The sequence below is a fragment of the Pseudomonas bohemica genome (assembly GCF_002934685.1).
In the GTDB taxonomy this organism is placed as follows: domain Bacteria; phylum Pseudomonadota; class Gammaproteobacteria; order Pseudomonadales; family Pseudomonadaceae; genus Aquipseudomonas; species Aquipseudomonas bohemica.
Genome location: NZ_NKHL01000115.1, coordinates 61,783 through 78,258 on the forward strand (window position 1 = coordinate 61,783; position 16,476 = coordinate 78,258).

The window sequence follows — 16,476 nt, forward strand, 5'->3', positions numbered from 1 at the left end:
GATCTGTAGCGGTCCGACTTGCCAGCAGCAGCGCCCCAAAAACGTCACCGCCAGTAATACTGACTGCTCCAGCAGCCATCACGCACCTCCACATCGCCACTGGATTTTGACCACTCATCGGGCTTGAGCTCAGGTTCAGGAAGTAGTTTTGACAAGCATTCTCATTAACATTAGTATCCCTCGCACATTGAGAAAATAACTCAGCGACGGTCCTTTTTATGTATGTCTGCCTATGCAAAGGTGTTACCGACGGACAGATCCGCGAAGCAATCATGGAAGGATGCTGCAGCTATCGTGAAGTGCGCGAGACCTTGGGTGTCGCCAGCAAATGTGGCAAATGCGCCTGCCTGGCAAAGGAAGTGGTGCGTGAAACCCTGACTGAACTGCAAACTTCTCAAGCCGCCCTCGCCTACCCGGCAGAATTTTCAGCCGCCTGATTCATCGAATTTCAAGGAACCGGACTTAGTGTTCGGTTTTTTTATGTCCGTAATTCAAGCGCTTAGCGATAAGATGCGGAACACAAACATTCTTATTCCTATTTAATTTCACTTATTATTCAATAACTTAGGTTTGACAGCTGTTTATTCGAAGCTCAGACTTGCGGCCTATATATACGAACACCTTCTACAGGACCTCGATCATGAAAGGCGACATTACAGTCATCCAGCATCTCAACAAGATCCTCGGAAACGAGCTGGTCGCGATCAACCAGTACTTTCTGCATGCGCGCATGTATGAGGACTGGGGTCTGAACAAGCTGGGCAAACACGAGTACCACGAATCCATTGACGAGATGAAACACGCTGACAAATTGATCAAGCGCATCCTGTTTCTGGAAGGCCTGCCAAACCTGCAGGACCTGGGCAAGATCCTGATCGGTGAACACACCCGAGAAATGCTCGACTGCGACCTGAAGATCGAGCGCAAAGGCCATGCGGATCTGAAAGCGGCGATCGCGCATTGCGAAACCGTTGGCGACTTCGGTAGCCGCGAGCTGCTGGAAGATATCCTTGAGTCCGAAGAAGAACACATCGACTGGCTGGAAACTCAGCTGGGCCTGATCGACAAGGTCGGCATCGAGAACTACCTGCAATCGCAGATGGGTGAAGAAGACTGACTTCAGCCTCTTCCCCAAAAAGCCCCGCCTGGCGTCGAGTCAGGTGGGGCTTTTTTGTGCGCGGTAAATCACTGGTGGGCTGTAGGCTAAACCCCATGCCCATAAAAAAACCCCGAGTCTGCAAAAGACCGGGGCTTTTTCGTGAACCACCCAAATCAGGCAGTTGCGTTTTTCTCAACAGCTGCCTTGATCAAAGGCTGCAACTCACCGGCTGCATGCATCTCGGCAATGATGTCGCTACCACCCACCAGCTCACCATCTACCCACAACTGCGGGAAGGTCGGCCAGTTTGCGTACTTGGGCAGGTTTGCACGGATTTCCGGGTTCTGCAGAATATCGACGTACGCGAACTTCTCGCCACACGCCATCAATGCCTGCGACGCCTTGGCCGAGAAGCCGCACTGCGGGGCATTGGGAGCGCCTTTCATGTAAAGCAGAACGGTGTTTTTGGCAATCTGGTCTTTGATCGTTTCGATGATATCCATGGAGCACCTCGGCTTAACTTTACGACTGTATGAGTCGACACGGTGGCGCATTCTAACCGATTCCCTAGCGTAACGCTCGGACTTGGCTTTGGTCGATCCGATAAATATGATGAGCGTCATGCCGCTGCGACAGTCACCGGCACCCCGTTCAGCGCGGCGTTGCCGGACACTGCATCCATCTGCCGTTCGTCGGTCAAGTCATTGGCGCTCTCCCCCGGTTGATCGCGGGCAATGTCCATCTGCACGCCCGGTCGGCCATGCCCCCAGCCATGGGGCAGGCTGACAACACCGCGCATCATGTCGCTGCTGCCCATCACTTCCACCTCGATCATCCCCACCCGAGAACTCACGCGAACCCGCTGGCCGTCGCTCAAGCCGCGGCTCGCAAGGTCGTCCGGGTGCATCAGCAGCTGATGCCGCGGCTTGCCCTTCACCAGCCGATGGTAGTTATGCATCCACGAGTTGTTGCTGCGCACATGACGTCGTCCGATCAGCACAAGCTCATCGGCTTGCGGCAGCACAGCCATAGCGAAACGCACCAAATCGGCGAGGATCACCTCCGGCGCAGCCTGCACACGCTGATTGGCAGTTCTCAGCCGTGATGCCAGGTTGGGCTTCAAAGGGCCCAGATCCAGCCCATGGGGATGGTCGTACAGCGTTTCCAGCGACAACTTGAAGTCCGACGCATCGCCATACAGGCCGGCGCGCAGTCCGCGATCGATCATCTGCGCCGGGGCGATGGTCGGTTTGAGTTCCCGCTCGGCTTTCAGGGCAAACGCCTTGGCCAGGCCGACGAAGATCTCCCAGTCATGCAAAGCGCCCTCGGGCTTGGCGAGGATCGCGCGGTTGAAACGCGTAACGTTGCGCACCGCGAACATGTTGAAGGTGGTGTCGTAATGATCGTTTTCCAGCGCAGAGGTCGACGGCAGGATCAGGTCGGCGTGGCGCGTGGTTTCGTTGATGTACAGATCGATGCTGACCATGAACTCCAGCCCGTCGAGCGCCTCATCCAGCTTGCGTCCGTTGGGGGTCGAGAGCACCGGATTGCCCGCGACGGTGATCAACGCCCTGACCTGCCCTTCCCCTTCGCTGAGCATCTCTTCGGCCAGTGCTGAGACCGGCAATTCGCCGCCGTACTCCGGCAGGCCGGAAACGCGGCTTTGCCAACGATTGAATCCACCGCCGGAAGTCGATGCCACCAGATCCAGCGCCGGCTCTGTACACAGCGCGCCACCCACACGGTCAAGATTGCCGGTGACCAGATTGATCAACTGCACCAGCCAATGGCACAAGGTGCCAAAGGTTTGCGTGGAGATGCCCATGCGCCCATAACAAACCGCACTTTCGGCGCTGGCGAAATCCCGCGCCAGCTGCCGAATCTGCTCGGCGGGCACGCCACAACGCAAGCTCATCGCTTCTGCATTCATGTGGGCGACCGCGGCGCGAACCTCTTCGAGGCCGTCGACCGGCAAGTGACTGTCGCGGGTCAGGCCCTCGGCGAACAGGGTGTGCAACAGGCCAAAGAGCAATGCAGCATCGCCACCGGGTCGGATGAACACGTGCTGATTGGCGATGGCCGCCGTTTCGCTGCGTCGCGGATCGACCACCACGACCTTGCCGCCCCGAGCCTGGATCGCCTTCAGCCGCTTTTCCACATCCGGCACGGTCATGATGCTGCCGTTGGACGCCAGCGGGTTGCCGCCAAGGATCAGCATGAAGTCGGTATGGTCGATGTCGGCAATCGGCAACAACAAGCCGTGGCCATACATCAGATAGCTGGTGAGGTGATGAGGCAGTTGATCCACCGACGTCGCCGAGAACCGATTGCGGGTCTTGAGCAGGCCAAGGAAGTAATTACTGTGGGTCATGAGCCCGTAGTTGTGCACGCTCGGGTTGCCCTGATAGACCGCGACCGCGTTCTGCCCGTGACGCTGCTGAATGCCCAGCAGACGCTCCGCCACCACGTCGAACGCCTCCTGCCATTCGATGGGCTGCCATTGCGTGCCCACCCGCCGCATGGGCTGGCGTAGGCGGTCGGGATCATTCTGGATGTCCTGCAAGGCCACCGCCTTGGGGCAGATATGCCCGCGGCTGAACGTGTCTTGTGCATCACCCTTGATCGAGCTGATGCGCACCGAGGCATCGTCTTCGAGGGTGGTTTCGATGGTCAGGCCGCAGATGGCCTCGCACAGATGACAGGCGCGGTGGTGGAGAGTCTTGGTCATCGCCAGTCTCATGTTTTTGTATGGCGATCGGCGTGATCGCGGAAACAAAACTATGGAGCCTGTCGCAGCACTTCGCCAGAAACGTCAGTGCCGTGAATCGGACAGCATCAGGTGAGCCGATAGCTCACCCGAACACTGAAGAAGGGTAATCAGGAGGCCGAGCCACCAATGGGTGTGACGACCTTGTGCTGCAGCTGGATCTCATGCACGGTCTCGACCTGCTCCTGGGAAACCTGCACGCCCGTCAGCTCACCGATCAGACGCCAGTGATCGTCCAGACCGGCACTGATGGTGGCCATGCGGTCGATCATGCGACGGCCTGCCGAGCGCGTCACTTCATCTTCACTGCGCATCAGCTCGAACGACATCGATGTCATGGAAGCTGTGAGGTGCGTGAGGGTACGAGCCGTGAGCCCGAGCAGTTCCGTCAGTTGTTTCTCTTTTGAATCCATTCCCCACCCCTTCTGGAGGACATAAGCGGCCTTTATAACCCACGCCACTGGTTTAGGAAACGGCACGGTTTCCGAGGCGTGAAGCATGTCGCATAAGGCTTGGCAGCATTTTGAAACTGTTGCAGATTCGGCAGTAATTGCCTGGGCCCGACAAGGCGGTGTACAACCTTCGCCCGTCTGACCGCGCAGGGATGGCTAATTGCCTGCGATGTGTACGGAACTGTAGCACTTCGTTACATGAAAAGCGTCTCAAACGCGTCACTTTGAGGCTACCGGACGTCCGACGGGCATTTTCAAACACGCCGGGCCTTGGCACGAGGCGACATTTTCTTATACCCTCGCGCCTTCCCTATTCGTCGCCCCGTGCGGCTTTTGCCGCAGGTCTCGCCCGTTTTCCCGATAAAACCCGGCTTTGAGGATCTGCGGTCTGTTGCAGACAAGGTAGTTAATGATGAGCGCAAGGCACTTTCTCTCGATGATGGATTACACGCCAGATGAACTGGGCGGCGTAATCCGCCGAGGCATTGAGCTGAAGGACCTGCGAAATCGCGGCGTGCTGTTCGAGCCGCTGAGAGGTCGGGTGCTGGCCATGATCTTCGAGAAATCTTCGACTCGGACCCGAGTTTCGTTCGAAGCCGGAATGATTCAGCTCGGCGGCCAAGCCATTTTTCTCTCGCCTCGAGACACCCAATTGGGCCGCGGCGAGCCGATTGCCGACGGCGCGCGCGTGATGTCGCGCATGGTCGATGCGGTCATGATCCGCACCTTTGCTCACAGTAACCTCACCGAATTTGCCGCCCACTCTCGCGTGCCTGTTATCAACGGCTTGTCCGACGATCTGCACCCATGCCAGCTGCTGGCGGACATGCAGACCTTCCTCGAGCACCGTGGCTCGATCAAGGGCAAGACCGTGGCCTGGATCGGCGACGGCAATAACATGTGCAACAGCTATATAGAAGCAGCCATTCAGTTCGACTTCCAACTGCGCGTCGCCTGCCCGCAAGGCTATGAACCCAGCCCGGATTTCCTCGCGTTGGCCGGCGATCGCGTGACGCTGACTCGTGATCCGCGTGAGGCCGTCAAGGGTGCACACTTGATCAGCACTGACGTCTGGACCTCCATGGGCCAGGAAGAAGAAGCGGCCAAGCGCATCGCGCTGTTCAAGCCGTTCCAGGTCACCCGCGAACTGCTCGACCTGGCCGCCGACGACGTATTGTTCATGCACTGCCTGCCGGCGCACCGTGGCGAAGAGATCAGCGAAGACCTGCTCGACGACCAACGTTCAGTCGCCTGGGATCAAGCGGAAAACCGCCTGCATGCGCAGAAGGCCCTACTGGAATTCCTCGTCGCGCCAGCCTATCAGCCCGCATGAATGAGTCGACGCTGCTGAAACTGCAGGGCCTGGCCTGCGGTTATCAGGATCAACGCGTGGTGCAGAGCCTGAATCTGCATCTGAACGCTGGAGATATCGGCTGCCTGCTCGGCTCTTCAGGCTGCGGCAAAACCACGACGCTACGTGCCATCGCCGGTTTCGAGCCGGTGCATGAAGGCGAGATCGTGCTGGCGGGTGAAGTCATTTCCCGACCAGGTTTTACCCTTGCGCCGGAGAAACGCCGGATCGGCATGGTGTTTCAGGATTACGCGCTGTTCCCGCACCTGACAGTGGCCGACAACATCGCTTTCGGTATCCGCAATCATCCGCGCCTGACGCAGGTGGTCGAAGAGATGCTTGAACTGGTCAACCTGGGTGCACTGGGCAAACGTCATCCCCATGAGCTTTCCGGCGGACAGCAGCAGCGCGTGGCGCTGGCTCGGGCATTGGCACCAGAGCCGCAATTGCTGCTGCTGGACGAGCCTTTTTCCAACCTCGATGGCGAATTGCGTCGGCGCTTGAGCCATGAAGTGCGCGACATTCTCAAGGCCCGTGGCACCAGCGCCATTCTGGTGACCCACGATCAGGAAGAAGCCTTCGCGGTCAGCGATCACGTGGGTGTGTTCAAGGAAGGTCGCCTGGAGCAGTGGGATACGCCCTACAACCTGTATCACCAACCCGCCACACCTTACGTCGCCAGTTTCGTCGGTCAGGGCTATTTCATTCATGGGCATTTGATCGATGGCGAATCGGTGCAGACAGAGCTGGGTATGTTGCGGGTCAGTCGCTATGACGCAGGCATTGCCGAGACTTTGGTGAATGTACTGTTGCGGCCCGACGATATCGCCTATGCGCCGGACAGCCCGCTGAAAGCCAACGTCACGAGCAAGACGTTCCAGGGCGCTACGACACTTTATCGCCTGCGGTTGCCGAGCGGCGTGCAGTTGGAAGCGTCGTTTCCCAGCCACGCCGACCTGCGCGCTGGAGACGAAGTAGGGATTCGTGTGGCGACAGAGCGGCTGGTGGTGTTTCCTTCGCAGATCGATACCGCAGCCTGACAACTACCTGTCACCTCGTACCTGCCAGCTCGGTTCAAATGCAATCCCACAGGGATGAGTGCCCGGCGACGTCACAAGGTGGCTGGTAAATATGCGGCTCAGCCCAGCGTCAACATCCCGCTCGCCACCAACGTCGCATAGCCGCCGATCTTCACCCGATCCCCCTCCAAGCGACAGAACAGCTCCCCGCCGCGGGCCGAGCTCTGATGCGCCGTAAGGCTGAACTTGTTCAACCGCGCAGACCAATAGGGAATCAGGCAGCAATGGGTCGAGCCGGTCACTGGGTCTTCAGGAATGCCGATCGCCGGGGCGAAATAGCGCGAGACGAAATCATAGCGTTCACCATCGCCCTTGGCGGTCACGATCACGCCAGGCCAGGGCAAGCGGGCAATGGCGGCGAAATCGGGTTTGCAGTCACGCACCGCCTGTTCGGATTCCAGCACCACCAGCAGCTCCGCTGAACCCAATACGTCGACCACTTCAGTATTCAATGCGCGTTCGATATCAACCGTCACCCCCACCTCACTGGGTGGCATGGCGGGGAAATCCAGCAGCAGCCGACCATTTTCTCGCGTGACGCTCAATGCACCCGATTTACTGAAGAACTCAAGGACGTCGGACGTCTCGCCGTACTTTTCAAACAACACAAACGCACTCGCCAGGGTAGCGTGCCCACACAGCGGCACCTCACTGCTGGGGGTGAACCAGCGGATATGCCAGCCCTGCGCTTCGCGCACGACAAAAGCGGTTTCAGAGAGATTGTGTTCCGTCGCGATACGCTGCATCAGCTCATCCGACAGCCAGGCATTAAGGCGATAGACCATCGCCGGATTACCTGCGAACGGTCGCTCACTGAAAGCGTCGACCTGATGAAATTCAAGCTGCATGGAAGGCGTCCCCAATCGTTATTGTTCGGCAGCGCCCTACCTGGCTGAAATCGATAGCGGCTGCACGTATTCGCTGCATGAACGGCTCAGGCATTTATGACGATGTATCCAGATCATTCACGGCCAATCTGCGCAAAAGTCCCGCTGGTATGTTGCGCAAGTACCGCGGCCGATAGTTCGACCTCCAGTCCGCGTCGACCGGCGCTGACAAAAATCGTCGCGAACGGTTGAGCGGACTGGTCAATGAAAGTTCGCAGTCTTTTCTTCTGGCCCAACGGGCTGATGCCGCCGAGCAAATAACCGGTCGCACGTTGCGCAGCCGCCGGGTCGGCCATTTCCGCTTTCTTCGCACCAGCCGCTTGCGCCAACGCCTTGAGGTCCAGAGACCCCGCGACCGGCACCACGGCCACCAGCAACTCACCCTTTTCAGTGCTCGCCAGCAACGTCTTGAACACTTGAGCGGGCTGCAGATTCAATTTCTCAGCAGCTTCCAGCCCGTAGGAGGCGGCTTTGGGATCATGTTCATAACTGTGGACACGGTATTGGGCGCGAACCTTTTTCAGTAAATCCAATGCGGGGGTCATGCAACACTCCAGACGACCAGGCTATTTTCTCGTTAGCTGCCGTTACTTTAGGCCATCTACCATCGAAACGCCTCTGCCGCAGGACCCGAGCAGACTAAAATCATTCAGCGGGCTGAAATGCTCTCATCGTTCACTTTCGACTTTGACAATGTTCGTTTTCGTCTATATTTTTTCGAATACGAATATTCAGCCTTCAACCGTGATGTCATCTGCGCATTTGACGCGTTTTCGCACGTAGACTGAGGGCAGTCCGGATACCCGCTTTATCACCAGGCAATCGACATGACCGACAACGACAACAAGAACTACATCATCGCCCTCGATCAAGGGACGACCAGCTCCCGCGCGATCATCTTCGACCGAGATGCCAACGTGGTGAGTAGCGCTCAGAGCGAGTTCGTTCAGCATTATCCGCAGCCTGGTTGGGTCGAACATGACCCGATGGAGATCTTCGCCACCCAGACCGCCTGCATGACCAAGGTACTGGCCCAGGCCAACCTGCATCACAACCAGATCGCCGCCATCGGCATCACCAACCAGCGTGAGACCACGGTGGTCTGGGAGAAGGACACCGGTCGGCCGATCTACAACGCCGTGGTCTGGCAGTGCCGTCGCAGTACAGAAATCTGCCAGCAGCTCAAGCGCGACGGCCTTGAGGAGTACATCCGGGAGACCACCGGGCTGGTGATCGACCCGTATTTCTCCGGCAGCAAACTGAAGTGGATTCTCGATCACGTCGAAGGCAGCCGCGAACGCGCGCGCCGTGGTGAACTACTGTTTGGCACGGTCGATAGCTGGCTGATCTGGAAATTCACCGGCGGCAAGGTTCATGTCACCGACTACACCAACGCGTCGCGCACCATGATGTTCAACATCCATACCCTCGAATGGGACCAGCGGATGCTGGACGTGCTCGACGTGCCACGGGAAATGCTGCCGGAGGTGAAATCCTCGTCCGAGGTTTACGGCCACAGCAAAAGCGGCATCGCCATCGCCGGTATTGCGGGCGATCAGCAATCGGCGCTGTTCGGGCAGATGTGCGTGGAACCCGGCCAGGCCAAGAACACCTACGGCACCGGCTGTTTCCTGCTGATGAACACTGGCAAGAAGGCAGTCAAATCCAATCATGGCCTGCTCACCACCATCGGCTGCGGCCCGCGTGGCGAGGTGGCCTATGCGCTGGAGGGCGCGGTGTTCAACGGCGGATCGACCGTGCAGTGGCTGCGTGACGAGCTGAAGATCGTCAACGACTCCATGGACACCGAATATTTCGCCACCAAGGTGAAGAACAGCAACGGCGTGTACTTGGTCCCCGCCTTCACCGGTCTTGGTGCGCCTTATTGGGACCCTTACGCCCGAGGCGCGCTGTTCGGACTGACCCGTGGCGTGAAAGTCGACCACATCATCCGCGCCGCGCTGGAGTCGATCGCCTACCAGACCCGCGACGTGCTCGACGCCATGCAGCAGGACGCCGCCGAACCGCTCAAGGCGCTGCGTGTGGACGGCGGCGCGGTGGCCAACAACTTCCTCATGCAGTTTCAGGCGGACATCCTCGGCACTCAGGTGGAACGCCCGAAAATGCGCGAAACCACCGCGTTGGGTGCGGCCTATCTGGCAGGTCTGGCGATCGGCTTCTGGAGCGGGCTGAATGAGCTCAAGGACAAGGCCGTGATCGAGCGCAAATTCGAACCCCAATGCGATGAGGCAGAAAAGGAAAAGCTTTACGCCGGCTGGCGCAAGGCGGTCGACCGCACGCGGGACTGGGAGCCGCACGAAGACGCGGAGTAACCGGGAACGCTAATCAATTGTAGGAGTGAGCTTGCTCACGAAGGGGCCTGGACATTTCATGGTTGCCTTGTCGTCTGACAATCAGTCTTCGTGAGCAAGCTGATGTCCCACACAGTTGCGAGGGTGCTACATCATGCAGCGTGTCAGTACTGAAAGAGCGCGCTGACTCTGATCGCTACCCGATTGGCAGCTATTTTTTCCGGCTGACAGGTAATGGGTGCCTGCGGCATCATGGGCGCTCTTGCCCGAAGGAAGAAAAATGAATCTGCCACCCCGTCAACAGCAGATCCTCGAGCTGGTCCGTGAGCGCGGCTATGTCAGCATCGAGGAAATGGCCCAATCGTTCGTCGTGACCCCGCAAACCATCCGGCGCGACATCAACCAGTTGGCAGAGATGAATCTGCTGCGTCGCTACCACGGCGGCGCTGCCTACGATTCCAGCATCGAGAACACCGCGTACGCCATGCGTGCCGATCAGATGCGCGATGAAAAACTGCGGATTGCCGAGGCGATTGCCGCGCAGATTCCCGATCATGCTTCACTGTTCATCAATATCGGCACCACCACCGAATCCATCGCCCGCGCGCTGCTTAATCATAACCATCTGAAAATCATCACCAACAACCTGCATGTGGCCTCGATCCTCAGCGGCAAGGATGACTTCGAAGTACTGCTGGCCGGGGGCAACGTGCGCCGTGACGGCGGCGTGGTCGGTCAGGCAAGCGTGGACTTCATCACCCAGTTCAAGGTCGACTTCGCACTCGTGGGGATCAGCGGCATCGATGAAGATGGCAGCCTGCTGGATTTCGATTATCAGGAAGTGCGTGTTTCCCAAGCGATCATTGCCAATGCGCGGCAGGTGATTCTGGCTGCGGACTCCAGCAAATTCGGTCGCAACGCCATGGTGCGCCTGGGCCCGATCACCCTGATCGATTGCCTGGTCACCGATCAGGCACCGGTGCCTGCGCTGGCGCAGTTACTGACGCAGAACAAGATTCGGTTGGAAGTGGTTTGAACGCATTTCCGGTGTAAGAGCACGCTTGCTCACGATTGCGGGTGTCGGCTCAGGAAATGTCGCCTGGCAGAACGCAATCGCGGGCAAGCGCGCTCGTACAGGCTCAGCGACGAGCATAAATCATCTTTTACCCCTCCTCTCGATGTTCGTTTTTGTTCCTTTCCTCTCCCTCCCATCAGTATTTTCAATCAATACCGAGTGGTGAGGTGCGCGTTATTGCGTTACTATTTTCGGAAATGAACATAAATGTTCGAATTCGCCTTTAGGACCCTTTCACAATGGAGGCGAACTCAGATACCTGACAGGAGGCCCCGATGGCCCATTCCGCCTTGCCAACCCCACCCCTCTCCGAGGTTTACGACATTGCCGTCATCGGCGGGGGCATCAATGGTGTCGGGATCGCTGCGGATGCTTCGGGGCGCGGTCTTTCGGTGTTCCTTTGCGAAAAAGACGACTTGGCCAGCCACACCTCGTCAGCCAGCAGCAAGCTGATCCACGGCGGTCTGCGCTATCTCGAACATTACGAATTCCGCCTGGTGCGCGAAGCGCTGGCCGAGCGTGAAGTGCTGTTGGAAAAAGCGCCGCACATCGTCAAACCCATGCGCTTCGTGCTGCCCCATCGCCCGCACCTGCGCCCGGCCTGGATGATCCGTGCCGGCCTGTTTCTCTATGACCACCTGGGCAAACGTGAAAAGCTGCCGGCTTCGAAAAGCCTGCGCTTCGGTGCCAACAGCCCGTTGAAGGCGAACATCGCCCGTGGTTTCGAATACTCCGACTGTTGGGTCGATGATGCGCGTCTGGTGGTGCTCAACGCCATGGCAGCTCGGGAAAAAGGCGCGCATATCCATACCCAGACCCGCTGCCTGAGCGCACGTCGCAGCGCCGAACTGTGGCATCTGAACATGGAACGTGCCGACGGCACCCTTTTTTCCCTTCGTGCCAAGGCGCTGGTTAACGCAGCTGGCCCTTGGGTAGCCAAGTTCATTCGCGAAGACCTGAAGCTGGAGTCGCAGTATGGCATTCGCCTGATTCAGGGCAGCCACCTGATCGTGCCGAAACTGTACGAGGGCGAGAATGCGTTCATTCTGCAGAACGAAGATCAGCGCATCGTTTTCGCCATCCCGTATCTGGAGCGCTTCACCATCATCGGCACCACCGACCGGGAGTACACCGGCGATCCGTCGGAGGTTGCGATCACTGAGGGTGAAACCGATTACCTACTGAAAATCGTCAATGAACACTTCAAGAAGCAACTCAGCCGTGACGACATCATTCGTACTTACTCTGGCGTGCGTCCGCTGTGCAATGATGAATCGGATAACCCGTCGGCGATCACTCGCGACTACACCCTGTCGTTGTCGGGCAGTGCGGGCGAGGCGCCGATTCTTTCGGTGTTCGGCGGCAAGCTGACTACTTACCGCAAGCTCGCTGAATCAGCGATGCAGCAACTGGCTCCATTCTTTACACAGATGAAACCGAGCTGGACCGCCAAGGCGAGCTTGCCAGGGGGCGAGAAGATGACCACCCCAGCAGCCCTGGCCGCCGAGTTGCAGCAACGCTGCACGTGGTTACCGGTCGAGACGGCAAAACGTTGGGCGATCACCTACGGTTCGCGCAGCTGGCGCATCGTCGAGGGCGCACAGGGTCTGGCTGATCTGGGCGAACACCTGGGTGGCGGGCTGTACAGCCGTGAGGTGGATTATCTGTGCAGCGAGGAATGGGCGACCAAGGCCGACGACATCCTCTGGCGTCGCACCAAGTTGGGGTTGTTCACCACGGCTAAAGAACAGCGAAACGTGCAGGCGTACCTTGACAAGGTGGCGCGTATTAAAAGCGCGATAGAAGCGGCCTGATTCACCGAAATACGCTGAAGGAGCACGCTTGCCCGCAATGGCGGTATGTCAGTCATATGGTCGAACATGACAAACCGCAATCGCGGGCAAGCGCGCGCCTACAATGATCAGTTCGATTTCCCATCCTACATTCGGTTTTCCGAACGCCCTTCCGTTGCCGATTCGGCATCCCGGACGCATGAATCCTCTCCCCGTACCATTCAAAGACTAAATTCCGTTTAGTTTCAATTGGTTAATCGTTGTCACGCGCTTGGCATGACTCATGCTCTACACTGATTCACGATTGCTCCGATGTAGCGTGCCGCCTTATTGAGCCGCCGTTGTAGCGTTCTGAAACGATAGGGCCGACCCCAACACCGGCCCCATAAAAAAAACAAAGTCGAGGATTAAAAGATGCGTATCGTTCCCCACATTCTGGGCGCAGCCATTGCTGCAGCCGTTTTGATCGGCACCCCAGTGTCCGCCGCCGAGCTGACCGGAACCCTGAAGAAAATCAACGATTCCGGCACCATCACCCTCGGTCACCGCGACTCGTCGATTCCGTTCTCCTACATTGCTGACGCTTCCGGCAAACCGGTTGGCTACTCCCACGACATCCAGCTGGCGATCGTCGAAGCCATCAAGAAAGACCTGAACAAGCCGGACCTGAACGTCAAGTACAATCTGGTTACCTCGCAGACCCGTATCCCTCTGGTTCAGAACGGCACCGTCGACGTCGAATGTGGCTCGACCACCAATAACGCCGAGCGCGCGCAGCAAGTCGACTTCTCGGTCGGCATCTTCGAAATCGGCACTCGTCTGCTGAGCAAGAAAGACTCCGAGTACAAAGACTTCGATAACCTCAAGGGCAAGAACGTCGTGACCACTGCGGGCACCACGTCCGAGCGCATCATCAAGGCCATGAACGCCGACAAGCAGATGGGCATGAATGTCATCTCGGCCAAGGATCACGGCGAGTCCTTCCAGATGCTGGAATCGGGCCGGGCCGTTGCCTTCATGATGGACGATGCGCTGCTGGCAGGCGAAATGGCCAAGGCCAAGAAGCCTACCGATTGGGCCGTGACGGGTACTCCTCAGTCTTACGAAATCTATGGCTGCATGGTTCGCAAGGATGACCCTGCGTTCAAGAAGGCCGTGGATGACGCCATCGTAGGCCTCTACAAGTCGGGCGAGATCAACAAGATCTACGACAAATGGTTCACCCAGCCGATTCCTCCAAAAGGCCTGAACCTGATGTTCCCGATGAGCGACGAGCTCAAGGCACTGATCGCCAATCCTACCGACAAGCCGGCGCCGGACAAGAAGGCCTGAGTCCTTCGCTCCAACCTTAAAGCGTGAAAGCCTGATTCCCGGAGAAGTCCTGCTTCTCCGGGAGCCGCTACCAAGTGTGTGCGTGCATAACGATCGATCAGAGGGGAGACCCTGATGAATTACAACTGGGACTGGAGCGTGTTCTTCAAGTCCACCGGCGTTGGCAGCGAGACCTATCTGGACTGGTACATTTCCGGTCTGGGCTGGACCATCGGCATCTCCATCGTCGCCTGGATCATCGCGTTAATCCTGGGCTCGGTGCTCGGGGTGATGCGTACGGTGCCCAATCGCATCGTGTCTACAATCGCCACGGTCTACGTGGAAACTTTCCGTAATGTGCCACTGCTGGTGCAGCTGTTCATCTGGTACTTCCTGGTGCCGGATCTGCTGCCCGACAATTTGCAGGAGTGGTACAAGCAAGACCTGAACCCGACCACCTCGGCCTTTCTGAGCGTTGTCGTGTGCCTGGGTCTTTTCACCGCCGCACGGGTTTGCGAACAAGTGCGTACCGGTATCCAGGCGCTGCCTCGCGGCCAGGAATCCGCCGCGCGGGCCATGGGTTTCAAACTGCCGCAGATCTACTGGAACGTGCTGCTGCCGCAGGCTTACCGGATCATCATTCCGCCGCTCACCTCCGAATTCCTCAACGTGTTCAAGAACTCGTCGGTGGCGTCGTTGATCGGCCTGATGGAGTTGCTGGCGCAGACCAAACAGACCGCCGAATTTTCCGCGAACCTGTTCGAAGCGTTCACCCTCGCTACCCTGATTTATTTCACCCTGAACATGAGCCTGATGCTGTTCATGCGTCTGATCGAGAAGAAAGTCGCGGTCCCGGGCCTGATTTCCGTGGGAGGTAAATGATGGACTTCTCTGGAGTCATTCCGGCCATTCCCGGCCTGTGGAACGGCATGATCATGACCTTGCAGTTGATGGTCATGGGCGTCGTCGGCGGTATCGTGCTCGGTACGCTGCTGGCATTAATGCGCCTGTCGCCGAGCAAATGGCTGTCGCGCATCGCCGGTGCCTACGTTAACTATTTCCGCTCGATCCCGCTGCTGCTGGTGATCACCTGGTTCTACCTGGCGGTGCCGTTCGTGCTGCGCTGGATCACCGGGCAAGACACACCGGTCGGCGCGTTCACCTCCTGCGTCGTGGCCTTCATGATGTTCGAGGCAGCGTACTTCTGCGAAATCGTCCGCGCCGGTGTGCAGTCGATCTCCCGTGGCCAGATGGGTGCGGCGCAAGCGCTGGGCATGACCTACGGGCAGATGATGCGTCTGATCATCCTGCCGCAGGCATTCCGCAAGATGACCCCGCTGCTGCTGCAGCAGAGCATCATCCTGTTCCAGGACACCTCGCTGGTCTACACGGTCGGTCTGGTCGACTTCCTCAACTCGGCCCGCTCCAGCGGCGACATCATTGGCCGCTCCAATGAATTCCTGATCGTGGCGGGTCTGGTGTACTTCACGATCAGCTTCGCTGCCTCGCGCCTGGTCAAGCTCATGCAAAAAAGGTTAGCCGTATGATTTCCATCAAAAATATCAACAAGTGGTATGGGGACTTCCAGGTGCTGACCGATTGCAGCACCGAGGTCAAGAAAGGCGAAGTGATCGTGGTATGCGGGCCGTCCGGCTCGGGTAAATCGACGCTGATCAAATGCGTCAACGCGCTGGAGCCATTCCAGAAAGGCGACATCGTGGTCGATGGCACTTCGATTGCCGACCCCAAGACCAACCTGCCGAAACTGCGTTCGCGCGTCGGAATGGTGTTCCAGCATTTCGAGCTGTTTCCGCACCTGACCATCACCGAGAACCTCACCATCGCGCAGATCAAGGTGCTGGGCCGCAGTAAGGAAGAGGCCACCAACAAAGGCCTGCAATTGCTGGAGCGCGTCGGGCTTTCCGCCCATGCACATAAGCATCCCGGCCAACTGTCCGGCGGTCAGCAGCAGCGTGTGGCAATTGCCCGCGCCCTGGCGATGGACCCGGTGGTGATGCTGTTCGACGAACCGACTTCGGCGCTGGACCCTGAAATGGTCAACGAAGTGCTCGACGTGATGGTGCAACTGGCCCACGAAGGCATGACGATGATGTGCGTAACCCACGAAATGGGTTTTGCCCGCAAAGTGGCTGATCGGGTGATCTTCATGGACAAGGGACAAATCATTGAAGATTGCGTCAAGGAAGAGTTTTTCGGCGACGTCAGCGCCCGTTCCGAGCGTGCTCAGCACTTCCTGAACAAAATCCTGCAGCACTAACTGATTCAATGCCTCACAAGGGCGCAAAACCGCTGGCTACTCGTGTCGACATCAATGACACGAGCGGCTGGT

At 58.1% G+C, this 16,476-nt stretch carries 16 protein-coding genes; 11 read left to right on the forward strand and 5 right to left on the reverse strand.

What is annotated here, in order from left to right; genetic code table 11:
• Positions 1-218 precede the first annotated feature (218 nt).
• Together CE491_RS20040 and bfr are read left to right on the forward strand one after the other, a co-directional pair.
• On the forward strand, positions 219-437 hold the full coding sequence (locus CE491_RS20040) for a bacterioferritin-associated ferredoxin (RefSeq protein WP_110950076.1): 219 nt from the start codon (positions 219-221) through the stop codon (positions 435-437).
• Positions 438-640: 203 nt separating this feature from the next.
• Entirely contained in the window at positions 641-1,117 is a 477-nt protein-coding gene (gene bfr / locus CE491_RS20045) for a bacterioferritin (RefSeq protein ID WP_110950077.1), read from the forward strand.
• Between the two features lie 155 nt (positions 1,118-1,272).
• Here the strand turns inward: bfr and grxD are convergent, their stop codons facing one another.
• From grxD to CE491_RS20060, 3 genes are all read right to left on the reverse strand, one after another.
• On the reverse strand, positions 1,273-1,602 hold the full coding sequence (gene grxD / locus CE491_RS20050) for a Grx4 family monothiol glutaredoxin (RefSeq protein WP_110950078.1): 330 nt from the start codon (positions 1,600-1,602) through the stop codon (positions 1,273-1,275).
• Between the two features lie 116 nt (positions 1,603-1,718).
• On the reverse strand, positions 1,719-3,827 hold the full coding sequence (locus tag CE491_RS20055) for a molybdopterin oxidoreductase family protein (protein ID WP_110950079.1): 2,109 nt from the start codon (positions 3,825-3,827) through the stop codon (positions 1,719-1,721).
• A gap of 149 nt (positions 3,828-3,976) precedes the next feature.
• Entirely contained in the window at positions 3,977-4,279 is a 303-nt protein-coding gene (locus tag CE491_RS20060; protein WP_110950080.1) for a hypothetical protein, read from the reverse strand.
• A 451-nt stretch (positions 4,280-4,730) separates the two neighbouring features.
• On the opposite strand from CE491_RS20060, the gene argF reads away from it, so the two are divergent.
• A complete protein-coding gene (gene argF, locus CE491_RS20065) occupies positions 4,731-5,651 on the forward strand; it encodes an ornithine carbamoyltransferase (RefSeq protein WP_110950081.1) in 921 nt (306 codons plus the stop codon).
• Positions 5,648-6,709 carry an ABC transporter ATP-binding protein gene (locus tag CE491_RS20070; RefSeq protein WP_110950082.1) on the forward strand — a complete coding sequence of 354 codons (1,062 nt, stop codon included), beginning with the start codon at positions 5,648-5,650 and terminating at the stop codon, positions 6,707-6,709. The genes argF and CE491_RS20070 overlap by 4 nt, the downstream gene beginning before the upstream one ends.
• A 98-nt stretch (positions 6,710-6,807) precedes the next feature.
• On the opposite strand, the gene CE491_RS20075 is transcribed toward CE491_RS20070, so the two are convergent.
• Both CE491_RS20075 and ybaK read right to left on the reverse strand, forming a co-directional pair.
• On the reverse strand, positions 6,808-7,596 hold the full coding sequence (locus CE491_RS20075; protein WP_110950083.1) for a PhzF family phenazine biosynthesis protein: 789 nt from the start codon (positions 7,594-7,596) through the stop codon (positions 6,808-6,810).
• A gap of 113 nt (positions 7,597-7,709) precedes the next feature.
• Positions 7,710-8,180: a Cys-tRNA(Pro) deacylase gene (gene ybaK, locus CE491_RS20080; protein WP_110950084.1), complete on the reverse strand. Its 471-nt coding sequence runs from the start codon at positions 8,178-8,180 to the stop codon at positions 7,710-7,712.
• 282 nt (positions 8,181-8,462) lie between these two features.
• Between ybaK and glpK the strand changes: the two genes are divergently transcribed.
• The 7 genes from glpK to CE491_RS20115 all read left to right on the forward strand — a co-directional run bounded on the left by glpK (position 8,463) and on the right by CE491_RS20115 (position 16,404).
• The gene (gene glpK, locus CE491_RS20085; RefSeq protein ID WP_110950085.1) at positions 8,463-9,968 is read left to right on the forward strand and encodes a glycerol kinase GlpK; all 1,506 of its coding nucleotides are present in this window, start codon (positions 8,463-8,465) and stop codon (positions 9,966-9,968) included.
• Between the two features lie 259 nt (positions 9,969-10,227).
• Complete coding sequence (locus CE491_RS20090; protein WP_110950086.1) at positions 10,228-10,983, forward strand: DeoR/GlpR family transcriptional regulator; 756 nt, start codon at positions 10,228-10,230, stop codon at positions 10,981-10,983.
• A gap of 314 nt (positions 10,984-11,297) precedes the next feature.
• The gene (glpD, locus tag CE491_RS20095; RefSeq protein WP_110950087.1) at positions 11,298-12,836 is read left to right on the forward strand and encodes a glycerol-3-phosphate dehydrogenase; all 1,539 of its coding nucleotides are present in this window, start codon (positions 11,298-11,300) and stop codon (positions 12,834-12,836) included.
• A 393-nt stretch (positions 12,837-13,229) separates the two neighbouring features.
• Positions 13,230-14,147, forward strand: a complete 918-nt coding sequence (locus CE491_RS20100; RefSeq protein ID WP_110950088.1) for a glutamate/aspartate ABC transporter substrate-binding protein — start codon at positions 13,230-13,232, stop codon at positions 14,145-14,147.
• A 114-nt stretch (positions 14,148-14,261) separates the two neighbouring features.
• Positions 14,262-15,008 (forward strand): amino acid ABC transporter permease, encoded by a 747-nt coding sequence (locus CE491_RS20105; RefSeq protein ID WP_110950089.1) that lies wholly within the window; start codon positions 14,262-14,264, stop codon positions 15,006-15,008.
• The gene (locus tag CE491_RS20110) at positions 15,005-15,673 is read left to right on the forward strand and encodes an amino acid ABC transporter permease (RefSeq protein ID WP_199885185.1); all 669 of its coding nucleotides are present in this window, start codon (positions 15,005-15,007) and stop codon (positions 15,671-15,673) included. The genes CE491_RS20105 and CE491_RS20110 overlap by 4 nt, the downstream gene beginning before the upstream one ends.
• Entirely contained in the window at positions 15,670-16,404 is a 735-nt protein-coding gene (locus CE491_RS20115) for an amino acid ABC transporter ATP-binding protein (protein ID WP_110950091.1), read from the forward strand. Before CE491_RS20110 ends, CE491_RS20115 begins: the two co-directional genes overlap by 4 nt.
• The last annotated feature ends 72 nt before the right edge of the window (positions 16,405-16,476 follow it).